The 12,814-nt window shown below is 43.9% G+C and carries 11 protein-coding genes; 2 read left to right on the top strand and 9 right to left on the bottom strand.

From position 1 onward, the window contains the following. Positions 1-8 precede the first annotated feature (8 nt). The 3 genes from MHH63_RS10955 to MHH63_RS10945 form a co-directional block, all read right to left on the bottom strand. Positions 9-941: a dihydroorotate dehydrogenase gene (locus MHH63_RS10955; protein ID WP_076098788.1), complete on the bottom strand. Its 933-nt coding sequence runs from the start codon at positions 939-941 to the stop codon at positions 9-11. Beyond that, a complete protein-coding gene (locus tag MHH63_RS10950; protein ID WP_076130050.1) occupies positions 934-1,638 on the bottom strand; it encodes a dihydroorotate dehydrogenase electron transfer subunit in 705 nt (234 codons plus the stop codon). Before MHH63_RS10950 ends, MHH63_RS10955 begins: the two co-directional genes overlap by 8 nt. Before the next feature lie 87 nt (positions 1,639-1,725). After that, positions 1,726-2,760 carry an NADH:flavin oxidoreductase/NADH oxidase gene (locus tag MHH63_RS10945; RefSeq protein WP_076308325.1) on the bottom strand — a complete coding sequence of 345 codons (1,035 nt, stop codon included), beginning with the start codon at positions 2,758-2,760 and terminating at the stop codon, positions 1,726-1,728. Between the two features lie 187 nt (positions 2,761-2,947). Between MHH63_RS10945 and MHH63_RS10940 the strand changes: the two genes are divergently transcribed. Continuing rightward, positions 2,948-3,829 carry a polysaccharide deacetylase family protein gene (locus tag MHH63_RS10940; protein ID WP_076184412.1) on the top strand — a complete coding sequence of 294 codons (882 nt, stop codon included), beginning with the start codon at positions 2,948-2,950 and terminating at the stop codon, positions 3,827-3,829. 100 nt (positions 3,830-3,929) lie between these two features. Here MHH63_RS10940 and MHH63_RS10935 read toward each other — a convergent pair whose 3' ends face one another. Then, on the bottom strand, positions 3,930-4,586 hold the full coding sequence (locus MHH63_RS10935) for a 3D domain-containing protein (protein ID WP_076130047.1): 657 nt from the start codon (positions 4,584-4,586) through the stop codon (positions 3,930-3,932). Positions 4,587-4,986: 400 nt separating this feature from the next. Between MHH63_RS10935 and ppk1 the strand changes: the two genes are divergently transcribed. After that, positions 4,987-7,101 (top strand): polyphosphate kinase 1, encoded by a 2,115-nt coding sequence (gene ppk1 / locus MHH63_RS10930; protein WP_076130046.1) that lies wholly within the window; start codon positions 4,987-4,989, stop codon positions 7,099-7,101. Here the strand turns inward: ppk1 and MHH63_RS10925 are convergent. From MHH63_RS10925 to glgA, 5 genes are all read right to left on the bottom strand, one after another. Further along, on the bottom strand, positions 7,049-8,578 hold the full coding sequence (locus MHH63_RS10925; protein ID WP_076130045.1) for a Ppx/GppA phosphatase family protein: 1,530 nt from the start codon (positions 8,576-8,578) through the stop codon (positions 7,049-7,051). The two genes, ppk1 and MHH63_RS10925, sit on opposite strands and share 53 nt — an antisense overlap. A gap of 162 nt (positions 8,579-8,740) precedes the next feature. Continuing rightward, entirely contained in the window at positions 8,741-9,463 is a 723-nt protein-coding gene (locus tag MHH63_RS10920; RefSeq protein WP_076130044.1) for an amino acid ABC transporter ATP-binding protein, read from the bottom strand. Continuing rightward, complete coding sequence (locus MHH63_RS28575) at positions 9,450-10,115, bottom strand: amino acid ABC transporter permease (RefSeq protein ID WP_445321753.1); 666 nt, start codon at positions 10,113-10,115, stop codon at positions 9,450-9,452. The genes MHH63_RS10920 and MHH63_RS28575 overlap by 14 nt, the downstream gene beginning before the upstream one ends. 105 nt (positions 10,116-10,220) lie before the next feature. Beyond that, on the bottom strand, positions 10,221-11,039 hold the full coding sequence (locus MHH63_RS28570) for a transporter substrate-binding domain-containing protein (protein WP_036687634.1): 819 nt from the start codon (positions 11,037-11,039) through the stop codon (positions 10,221-10,223). A 326-nt stretch (positions 11,040-11,365) separates the two neighbouring features. After that, positions 11,366-12,790, bottom strand: a complete 1,425-nt coding sequence (gene glgA, locus MHH63_RS10910; protein WP_076279326.1) for a glycogen synthase GlgA — start codon at positions 12,788-12,790, stop codon at positions 11,366-11,368. Positions 12,791-12,814 lie beyond the last annotated feature (24 nt).

The following is a 12,814-nucleotide window of genomic DNA, read 5'->3' as shown; positions in this document are numbered from 1 at the left end:
ACTTCACTTTATATAATGCCCCGTATTTCCTCTAGTGATTGAATATTTTCTTCAACCATAAATTGCTCAAGCTCTGCAACTAGCTGACTACCTGCACGCAAGTTCATGAAATTATAAGTTCCCACTTGGATAACTGCAGCACCTGCCATAATAAACTCGATGATATCCGTTGCTGAAGTGATGCCACCCATTCCGATCACGGGAATCGTTACGTTTTGTGCAACTTGATGCACCATACGCAGAGCGACAGGCTTAATCGCAGGTCCAGACAATCCAGCATATAAGTTATTGAATACACTGCTTCTACGGCGGACATCAATCTTCATTCCTGAGATAGTGTTGATGAGCGAGACAGCGTCTGCACCCTCCTCCTGACACATTTGTGCCATTTCAACGATATTTTCGGCTCCCGGCGACAGCTTTACAGCGAGGGGCAGTTTAGTTGCGCGTCTAACAGCCTGTACTACTTTTTGAGCTTCTGAAGTTTGGATCCCAAACGCAATGCCGCCCTCTTTAACATTTGGACAAGAAATATTCAATTCAATCATGTCTACTGCTGTCTTACCTGCACTCGCACGAGCATCTGCATCCCGCTGAATCATCTCAGCTCCAAGAACATAATCTTCAAGTGTGCCTCCACCCAGGTTGACCAAACGAGCGGTGTCGAGTGTTTCCCAATAAGGGCATTCTTTATCTAAAAATGCAGCTACACCCGGATTCTCGAGTCCCACACTATTCAGCATACCAGAAGCTGTCTCGTATACACGAGTGCCGGGATTCCCCGCTTTCGGATTGAGGGTTAACCCCTTGCCAGAGATTCCGCCCAGCAGAGACACATCATACAGCTTGCCATATTCACGGCCAAAACCAAACGTTCCAGAGGCCATTATAATTGGATTTTTAAAATGAACGCCAGCAATTGTTGTGTTCAACTTAGTCATGGAAAAGCACCTCCTCAGAAAGAAACACAGGTCCGTCTGCACAGGCCTTCTTTTGACCATCACGGCAGGATACACTGCAGACCAGACAGGCTCCAATCCCACAAGCCATTCGGTTCTCTAGAGAAAGGTATACTTTCGTTCTACTGCCTGCTTCTTCAGCAGCAATGCCTTTACGTTGAGCAGCTTTAAGCATAGGGTGTGGGCCGCAGACAAAGACATGATCATATTGGCTGAAATCCACACTATCCAAAATTAAACCGCCAACATCGACTACAAGCTCACTTGCAAGTGGGCGAAACGCTTCTGTCCGGTAAGCTTCACGGCTAAAGCCCAAAAAAATATCACTCCCCGGAAGCTGCTTCGCGCAATAATAAAGCGGTGCAATTCCGATCCCACCGCCGATGAGTGCAACCTTCCCTTCGACCTGTGGAAATCCATTTCCAAAAGGGCCCTCAAGCTCTACCGAATCACCTGAACCCAGTCGTGATAATATCTCCGTACCTTCCCCAACGACGTGATACAGAAATTCAACACTATCCTCGTGTACTTCATGTATACTTAAGGGTCTGGATAGGATGGGGTAAGCTCCCCATGCCCGTAACATGTAGAATTGACCCATTGCTCCGCCACTATTCGTCTCTACCTTAAGGTGATACACACCATCTGTCAGCCGTTCGTTACTTAGAACCGTCCCCACGTTATCAAGCTCCTTCAAATTTTATCTTTATTAAGATTGCCTTAGAAGGAGCATAAAATCTGTGACAAACTTCACACCGAAAATGGTCTAGCCTCTTTTCCAAATCCCACGTTCATAAGGTTTAGGTACATCATGTACGCCACCAAGCGCTTCTTCAGCATGTAAAGCCCAATAAGGATCACTTAACATCCCACGGCCAATAGCTACAAGCTCCGCCCTTTTTTCTGCAATGATGGACTGTGCCTCAGAATAGGCTTCAAGCCGTCCTACCGCAATTACTGGCACTTGTAATCCACTGCGAATATATTCTGCCAGATCTGCTTGGTAGGCTGGGCCCGCATTAGGTCCACCATTAGAGCCAATGGGACCTTCACCACCTGAAGACACATGGAACATATCCACTCCAGCATCCTTATATCGGCGGCAAAACGCCAGGGCATAGTCAGCATCATATCCACCATCAACATATTCTTTCGCGGAAACCCTCATGATCAAGGGCATATCTACTGGCACTACTTCTCGGATTGCTGCAACTACTTGTACTCCAAAAAGTGCTGGATCTTGTCCATATTCATCCAATCTGATGTTGGTCAGAGGTGAATGAAACTGGTGAATTAAGTAGCCATGCGCACCATGAATCTCCACAGTATCAAATCCTGCCTCCACAGCTCTACGAGCGGCAGCACGAAAGGCTTCTATCATCTCAAGGATGCCTTCCTTAGAAAGCGCCTGTGGCTGCTTAGAACGAGCATCAAATGGAATTGCAGAAGGGGCAATCGGCGGTTCAGCATCGACTGCTTTACGTCCAGCATGACCTAGTTGAATGGCTATTTTTGCCCCATAGGCATGTACACTTTCTGTGAGCTTACGATAAGCCTCTATATGTGTATCACTCCAAATCCCTGTATCCCGGTTCGTTATTCTACCGTCCGGGTGGACTCCAGTCATCTCGACAATGATTAGACCAGCACCTCCAACAGCACGGCTAACATAATGAACAAAATGCCAATCATTAGGAATTCCATCCTCTTTATCCACCGAATACTGGCACATAGGCGGCATAACAATACGATTTTTCAGCGTTAAACCCTTCAATTCATAAGGTGCAAACAATTCTGACATCCTTGTCCCCATCCTTCCACCTGTCTATAATTGGCCCGGGAATATCCCGTTCTATTTAGTATACACGCATTAGGGTGTGCCAGAAATCTTTACCAGAGCCCTTGAAGAAACGGCATAAATTCATCCTTCAATGGAGATAACAATGAAGAATATGGTGATGATCAGGTAGTAAAGGAGGCATATGGGGATGTATGATCAACGGAGAGTCCAGAAACTGCTAGTAGTATTAGGATCAATCATTGTCCTGCTATTTCCAACCTCTTCAGCAGAGGTTGCTTCAGCCCCAGCTCAGAGTCAGAAATCCTCACAGGATCAAATTAAAAGCACGCAAACCACTGACGAAGACAAGGCGATATCTGCGGGAACTTCTACTACAAATAATTCAACGAGCAGCAACAATAAGAACACTAAGGGCTTGTCTCTGAGTCAGCTATTACACAAATATCCCGAGACCTTTAAGACCAGCGGTCCTCGGAATAAAGTCATCGCCTTAACTTTTGATGATGTGCCTGACCCAAGGTTTACACCCCAATTGCTAGATGTTCTTAAGAAATATCATGTCAAAGCAACCTTCTTCGTGGTGGGAAGCCGAGCTGAGAAACATCCCGCTCTAGTGAAGAGAATGATTAGAGAAGGACATGCTATTGGAAATCACTCTTATGATCATCCTCAGTTTGTAAAGCTAAAGATGCATGATTTCAGATCACAGATCATTGAGACCGAGAACATTATTCAAACCTTAGCCGGATATAAACCACGCTTGATTCGTCCACCCTATGGAGATATCTCTGAGCAACAGTTGAGATGGGCAAAAAATCATGGTTATAAGCTTGTAAATTGGAATGTGGATTCGTTGGACTGGAAGGGACTTTCCAAAACTCAAGTTAGAAATAACATCTTAGCTAATGCTGGAAAAGGAGCAATTATCCTTCAGCATGGTGGAGGTGGGCCGGGTAGTGATCTTCGCGGAACGATTCAGGCTTTACCTGAGGTAATCACGATTATGCGTAAACGTGGCTATTCTTTTGTTACCGTTCCTCAATTGCTGCAGGTCTCTAAAAATAAATAAACAAGAAACGGAGGCAGCCGCTAAGGACTCCCTCCGTTTCTTGTTTAACCTTTTTAACCCATTTCATATCTTTATAATAAATCTCTATATTTTTATCTAGCTATTTAACAATGTATAATTGTACATATTGATAACCAAAATCGGCTACAAAGCTTTGGCTGCCTGGGATAAAGATATCGATCCGGTTACCTTTAATGGCACTTCCCATATCGGTTGCAGTAGCCAGAAAAGCTTCTTTAGGCAATCCTGCGTGTGAATGTCCGGTAACCAATACTTTTGTTCCGAGAGGAATTACACTTGGATCAACTGCGATGGTTCCTAGCTTGAGTGGGTTCCCGAAATAATCAACGGCACCCCAGCCTCCATTCTCACTAGCCGCTGAGGAATAAGCAGAAGCCTTAACTTGTATCGATTTCTCGTAGTTAAAGGACTTGCCCCATGCTTCAACTGTTTTTGATTCTGGAGTAACATTCAGGCTTGGTGTAAGCACTGGAGTTTCTGTCGTAGCCACAGACTCTGCTTGCATTTTACTTGGGATCGTTATTTTAAGTCCATCGTAAATATTAAGAGCAGCAACGTTTGGATTAGCTTTCATTAAATCATTAACACCGACATTGTATTGCTGAGATAGAGTATAGAAAGTATTGCCTTCCTTTGCAATATGAACGCTGTCTGCAAAAGCAGGAGCGGTGTGCAGCAATGCACTAATTCCCATAACTGCAGCAAGGGTTTTAATGGTTCTGAACTTGTTCTTCATAAATGCCTCCTCTTTAGATGGGCGTAAGCGGTATGACTTCCGTATACGCTCGTGTACATTTCCTGTACTTATGTACATCTTGTGTGATGTCCTGATGTATTGTTGTCATTTGTAAAACTGACAGGACTTAATATATCACAATTTTGTAACCTATGCGTATGTAATTGTTACCATTCTGAAATAACATGTTTAATTATTGTCTTTTGTCCATTAAGAAGTTAACGTAATTTTGATTATGTTAACTAAATAGCGACAATCACATCCTATTATATAAGATAATTAAATAATATTCTTTGAGATTTTACATAGATTTAACATTTCGTGCCTCATCCAATAGTAAAATGATAGAATATGATAAATAGATTTGAGATATAGACATCGAAGCATATTTGGAGGTCCCATGAATACAGAAGAGATTAAAAACAATCAGAGCAGTCCAGCCACTGCTTACCTCAATAGGGATTTGAGCTGGATCGAGTTTAACCGCCGCGTACTCAAGGAGGCGCAGGACCCTGATAACCCTTTAATGGAACGTGCCAGATTTCTGGCGATCGTCTCGAGCAATCTGGATGAATTCATAAGCGTTCGTGTGGCGGGAATTCAGGATCAGATCCGGGCGGGCTATACTAAAAAAGATTTCACAGGCTACACCCCTTCCGGGCTGTATAAACGCCTCATCAAACGCGTAACCAAAATCATTGCCGATCAATACCGGACGTTCCGTGATATTTCGCGGAGTTTGCATAAAGAAGGCATCGTATTTGTGGATTATGAGGATCTTACCCATGCCCAAGAGCAGTCCATAGAACAGTATTACCGGGATATCATCTATCCTGTACTAACGCCAATGGCTGTTGATCAGAGCCGGCCGTTTCCACTCGTGCACAGCCAGTTTATCTACCTAGCTGTTGTTCTTACTCGTAAGAATGGTCTTGAAGAGGAGCCTTATTTTGCTATCCTGCAAATTCCTTCGAATCTGCCAAGATGTATCCCTCTTCCCCACCGCTCTAATAGTAAGAAAAGACAATTTGTATTTATTGAAGATGTGATCCGCCATCACATTCAAACCTTATTCAGCGGTTACGAACCTGTTGCGGTTAGTGAGTTTCGTTTGACTCGTAACTCAGATCTTACGATCGATGAGGAAGGTGCAGAGGATCTGCTGGAAGAGATCGAAAAAGAGCTGCGCAAGCGTCGTCGCGGGGTGCCAGCCCGTTTGGAAGTACAAAAAGGTATCCATCCCTATGCTCTTGAGCAGCTGCAAGCGGAATTTGAGCTGGAGGACTTCGTATTTGAAATTGAAGGTCCGCTTGATCTAGGCTTTCTTCGTAATTTTGCCGGAAGCTTAAAAGGTTTTGGTTACATGAACTATCCACCTATTGAGCCGGTTTATCCTGCTGAATTTCAAGAAAATGAGGATTTCTTCGAGGTGCTGCGTGAACGGGATGTATTAGTCTACCACCCTTACGAGTCTTTTGATGCAATGACAGACTTTATCATTCAAGCTTCAGAGGATGAGCAAGTGATGGCGATTAAAATGACCTTATACCGTGTCAGTGGAAATTCTCCACTTATTACTGCACTAGCCAATGCTGCGGAGTCTGGTAAGCAAGTTACAGTGGTTGTAGAGTTAAAAGCTCGATTTGATGAGGAACGGAACATCGCTTGGGCACGCCAGCTTGAAAAATCAGGCTGTCATGTCGTTTATGGTCTGATCGGACTCAAAACGCATGCCAAAGTGACCTTGATTGTCCGCCAGGAAGGCCCTGAACTGCGCCGTTACGTGCATGTAGGCACAGGAAATTATAATGACAGTACAGCCAAGGCCTACACGGATCTCAGTCTATTCACCGCCCAAAGCGATATCGGACTGGACGCTTCTGAGCTGTTTAATCAAATGACTGGATATTCGGCTAATTTTGACTGGCATTCCTTCATTGTTGCACCGACGAATATGAGCTTATCCTTGCAAAAGCTAATGATGCGTGAAGCTGAACATGCACGGGCAGGCAGACCCGCTCGCATAATCGCCAAGATGAACTCGCTCTCTAATCAGCAAGTAATAGACGATTTATATAGCGCAGCCCAAGCCGGAGTCTCCATTGACTTAATCGTGCGAGGGGTTTGCTGCCTACGTCCGGGAATAGAGGGCTTAAGCGAAAACATTACCGTACGCAGTATTGTAGACCGTTTTCTGGAGCACTCCCGGATCTATTATTTCGAAAATGGCGGCAAACCTGAGGTGTATTTATCCAGTGCCGACTGGATGACTAGAAACCTAACCCGCCGGATTGAGCTGATGTGTCCTGTCAGAGACAGCGGCATCCGTAAACAGATCGTCAAGATTCTAGAGTTGTCTCTAAAAGATAATGTTAAAGCCAGCTTCTTGCAGGCTAATGGATATTACGAACAACCAGACGACAAAAAGGCCCCTTTCCGGAGCCAGTTTGCTGCAATGGATGTTACACGTTGGAAGGGAAGCCGAGTTTTACCTTCACCGCCCAAGCATTCTTAAATGCTTTTATCGCGTTCTCAATGTCCTCTAGGCCAATTAGCAGTGACGATGCGCCCTCTAAGTCCAGATGAAGCGTATTGCCGTGCAGATTGGCCTTCAGGCCGCTTACAATTCCAATCTCCGTGCTGTCCAACGCAATGCTAAGCTGGACAAGCGACCCGAGCTTATGAATCCACTCTTCGTCGGATGGCAGCAAAATGTCCTTATGTTGTTGGGACAATTTCTGCTTCCGGCTTTTTGTGCTGTATGAGGCAATCATGGCGCAAAGAATAAGCTGACGGTGGGTAAGTCCACGAATTGGTGAATTCATCAACCAATACAAAGTATGTCTTTTGGATTGGTAATAGTTAATATTCGTTCCCGTACGATGCAGCATGATGGACACGTAAATTAACATCTCGTGCTCTGCTCTATTCGATTCATCTTTAAATGCGTCAAACAGGCTGAGTGCTAGCTTGTTGATATGATCTAAATACCGTTTAGAAGTATGAATATCAAAGCGAATGATCGTGTTTAAGCTATATTCCAATGCACTATCACGCACTGGCTGCTCCGGCTCCAGCAGATCATGCAGCAAGCCTTCTCTGAGCCCTTCCCCGCTGATTACCGCCTCACTCGCCCCAATATACTGATACACCGTATGGAAAATAATCAACCCGGATACAATGATATCCGCCCGACTCTTAGATAATCCATCTAAATCCTTACGTTTTTCGTAAGGCATTGAAGGTAGGGTGTTCATAAAGTGCTCGATCGTCTCACTGGTCATCGTATAGCCATGGGAGTTAGGCAATGAGTATGCTCGTGTCTTCTGATCCAGCTTCCCTAAGGAACGAACCGTCCCTCCTAAACCGAATAAAGGAAGCCCAGCTTTGGCATTTAGCCAATCATGCTCAACCAGTCTGCCGAGAACAAAAGTCTGCAGCTTGTGAATCTGCTCATCGCTCCAATTCCCACCTTGGCCAAACATTAGGTTGGTATTTACTGCCCCGAACGGGAAAGAAATGCTGTGTTGATAACGCCGCTCACAAAAAAGAGTGATTTCAGTACTCCCGCCACCAATATCAATGACATAACCATCCTCTACATTAAAGGCATTAATAACACCCAAGAAGCCATAATATGCCTCCTGGTGGCCACTGATCACCTCAATCGGAATGGAAGAGGATTGTGACAAAAAGCTTATTATTTCACTTGAGTTAGCCGCATTACGAATGGCTGCCGTTGCACCCGCCCGAATGGTTTCCACTGCAAAAGCGTTGCAGATTTCCTTAAACTGCCGCAAGACCGGAACAATCGTTTCCATGTCCTTTTGTTCCAGTCTATTCTCCTTCGTAATCTTCTCACTAAGGCGAGCGGAGTACTTACACTCCTTGATGATCTTATAGCCTCCTTCGCGCGTTGTATCATAAATTACAAGACGAATGGAGTTCGAACCAATATCAATAATGCCTATCCGGCGTAGATCATCTCTCATTATGTATGTACTCCTTTTCCTGTTGATTGACTGACCATCTATTATACATGGTTTACATAAATAAATGAACTCAGCCCCCAGCGATATATTCCCACATTACCCTCAGGACCCTATAACAAAACGGCCACTGGATACTTGTCCAGGGCCGTTTTGACGAATTCTTTATAATACTTTACTTAAAAAATCCTTAGTCCGAGCATGTGTAGGATTACCAAATACTTGTTCAGGAGTACCCTGTTCAACGATGAACCCGCCATCCATAAACAGAATGCGGTCACCCACTTCACGGGCAAAGCCCATCTCATGTGTAACAATAACCATTGTCATTCCGTCTTCGGCAAGCTTTTTCATAACCTCAAGTACCTCTCCTACCATTTCCGGATCAAGCGCTGAGGTAGGCTCATCAAAAAGCATCACATGGGGCTGCATGGCTAATGCACGAGCAATCGCGATCCGCTGCTTTTGTCCACCGGACAATTGAGCTGGATAAACATCCTTTTTATCTTCAAGCCCTACAGTCTTGAGGAGCTCCATTGCGAATTTATCGGCCACAGCCTGCTGCTGTTTTCTTACTTTAATCGGTGCGAGCGTAATGTTTTGCAGAACGGTTTTGTGCGGAAAAAGGTTGAACTGCTGAAAAACCATCCCCATCTTCTCACGCGTTGCATTGATATCATGCTTCTTTGAGGTGATCGATTCCCCTTCAAAAGTGATCTCGCCACCTGTAGGCTGCTCCAATAAATTCAAGCAGCGCAGAAAGGTACTTTTTCCCGAACCACTGGGCCCGATTACAACGACAACCTCACCCTTTTTAATCTCCAAATCGATTCCTTTGAGAATCTCCAGCTTTCCGTAATGCTTCTGCAGGTTCTTAACGGCGATCATCGGTATTCAGCCTCCTTTCGAGTCTACCTAGGATCTTGGAAAGCGTAAATGTTAGAACAAAATACATAAATGCAGCAATCACGAGTGGTGTCATGCCATCATACGAAATCGTTGTAACTGTACGAGCTTGAAACATCAAATCCGTTACTCCGATAAATGAAATAATCGATGATTCCTTGATAATGGTAATGAACTCATTACCGATTGCCGGAAGAACACTTTTAAGTGCCTGAGGAAGTACAATATGACACATGGTCATCCCTTGCTTCATTCCAAGTGAACGTGCGGCCTCCGTTTGTCCACGATCGACACCCTGAATCCCGGCACGAAAAATTTCTGCCAGATAAGCAGAACTGTTAATGGAGAGTGTAATCGCCCCGGACTGAATCGGAGTAAACTCAATCCCAAACGTCGCCAGCCCGTAATGGATGAGAAACAATTGCACAAGCATTGGAGTGCCCCGCAAAAATTCAACCCAAGCTGTGGCTAAGAAACGTAACACTCTCCATTTTGACATGCGTAGTAGAGAGACGATAATCCCAAGAATGAAGCCAAATAATACACCAAGAACAGCAAGTAGCAAGGTATATTGTAGTCCAGTCAAGAAAAGATCACGATAATCATAAGCCATTCTAAATAAAGTAATATCCAATATCTTATCCTCCTATCTCCAAAAAAATAGAAAATAGCAAAGTTCCGCTATTTTCTGTAATACACATACAATTTACTTCAGCAGACCTAAAACAATATACATTCCTTACTTCGTGCTTTCAGCAAGCTCGCTGGCAGCCGCTACATATTCATCAATCTTACCTTCTGATTCTAGACGTTTAAGTGTAGCATTTACTTTATCCAGAAGCTCTGTATTGCCTTTTTTAATCCCAATTGCGTATCCATCATCTTCTACTTCAGGCTTAGCATCGGTAATTACAAGACCCGCTAAATTCTTAACAAAAGATTTAGCTACAGGTCCTTCAATAATTGCTGTATCGATACGGTTAGATTGCAATTGCAGAACGATCTCGGAGATTTTACCAAGAGAGGTGATCTTTGCGCCTTCAATCTCTTTGGCGATTTCTTCTTGAATAGAGCCTGTCTGTACACCAATTTTGGTACCCTTCACCGCGTCCATAGTAGCGTATTTATCTTTATCTGCTTCGCGTACTACAATAGCTTGCTCTGCTTTGTAATAAATATCTGAAAGTTCAACCGCTTTTTTGCGTTCTTCAGTCGGGCTAAGACCGGAAATCACCATATCTACGCGTCCACTGGACAATTCGTTAAGCAGTGAATCAAAAGGCAGATCCTTAACTTCAAGCTCAGCGCCCATGTCGGCAGCAATTTCCTTAGCGATGTCGATATCAAAACCTACGATGGTATCTTTTCCGTCCACTACTTTATGGAATTCGTACGGAGGGAAATCTGCACTTGTTCCCATAATCAGCTTTTTAGTAACTGCACCGGAATTTGCATTACCACTAGCAGCGGTATCATTATCATTTTTATTTTGACCGCAGCCTGAAAGCAGACCTACCGCTAATACCATTCCTAAACTAAGTTTACCCCATTTGTTCATTTCTATATCTCCCCTATTCATATGAAAAAATCTAAGTTGACCCAATGACTGACTTATTATAAATCAGAACGCATGAATATGCAAAGGCATAATTGTGACAATAACTTCCTTTTAATGGATTTCTATGAGGGGAATTCTATAATACATAGCTAAAAAATCACTTTTATTCACGTTGAAGCTAAATTTATACATTTTTACTATCCCCTATACTGGCTAAATCATTCGACTGTTTATTCCTAATTTCATAAAAAAAGGACTGCTCCCAGAGTATTTACCATACTCCCAGGTGCAATCCCTTATTAACCCATTACAGAATTCGTTAAACTTTATCTGGTTATATCATCGTAGATATCCATGTACTGCTGAGCGGATACATTCCAGCTATAATCTCCCGCGAAAGCATTTTTTGTGATCTTTTTCCAATGTTCAGGCTGCTTGTAAAAAGAAAGCGCCCGGCGTAGCGTAAACATCATATCGTGTGCATTATAATTGCTGAACGTAAAGCCATTGCCTTCACCGGTTTCTTCATTATAAGCGTGCACAGTATCATTTAGGCCACCTGTCTCACGGACAACGGGTATGCTACCATACCGTAAAGCGAGCAGCTGACTGATGCCACAGGGCTCAAACTTAGACGGCATAAGGAAGATATCGCTGGCAGCATATATTTTTCGTGAGAGTGCATCATTAAATAAGATCTGTGAAGACAGCTTGGTCGGATACCGCCATGCCGCTTCCTTGAACCAACGCTCGTAAGATTCATCACCTGTTCCAAGCAGCACAAATTGAATATCCTCGTGATATAGCAGCTCATCCAGCACTCGGGTAAGCAGATCTAAACCTTTGGAGTCCACGAGACGCGTGACCATGGCTACCATTGGGATATTAGCATCCACAGGTAATCCCAGCTCTTCCTGCAAGGCTACTTTGTTCTCCGTCTTCTTGGTCAAATTAGAACGATAACGGGTAACAAGGCTCGAATCTGTCGCTGGATTATAACTTTTAGTATCAATGCCATTCACAATCCCACTTAAAACATCTGACCGTGCGTTCAACAAACCATCCAAACCGTAACCATAATAAGGTGTGCGAATTTCTTCTGAATAAGTCGGACTGACGGTCGTGACCCGATCACTGAATACAATCCCGCCTTTTAAGAAATTCACATTACCATAGTACTCCACACTACCAAAATAGCTGCTATCCAGACCTAACAGCTCTCCAAGTACCTCATAAGGAAACACTCCCTGATACAACAGGTTATGTATTGTAAATACACTCCGCATTTCACTGTAAAATGGATTGTGGCGATAATGCCCCTGTAGCAGCATTGGAATTACGGCCGCGTGCCAATCATGGCAATGCAGTACATCAGGCTGGAAATCAATGGCTGGCAGACACTCCAGCACTGCACGATTATAGAACGCAAACCGTTCACCATCGTCCATATAACCATAAATTCCATCACGGCCAAAATAATACTCGTTGTCGATAAAATAAACGGGGATACCCTCATAGATAATGCGTTCAATTCCACAGTATTGTTTTCGCCAGCCAATTGGAACAAACACTTCCGTTAAATGCTCCATTTGAGCGGTGAACTTGTCAGGAATCCCACGATATTTAGGCAAAATCACTCGTACATCTACCCCGGCAGCCTTCAGCGCTTTAGGTAATGCTCCAATGACATCGGCCAAACCACCCGTTTTGACAAAAGGATGGGCTTCAGCTGCGGCAAATAAAACCTTCATGATTATTTCCCCCTTAAACTGTAC

Origin of the sequence: Paenibacillus sp. FSL H3-0310, from assembly GCF_038002785.1 — a bacterium.
GTDB lineage: Bacteria > Bacillota > Bacilli > Paenibacillales > Paenibacillaceae > Paenibacillus_AQ > Paenibacillus_AQ odorifer.
This window is presented reverse-complemented; position numbering and strand designations above follow the sequence as displayed.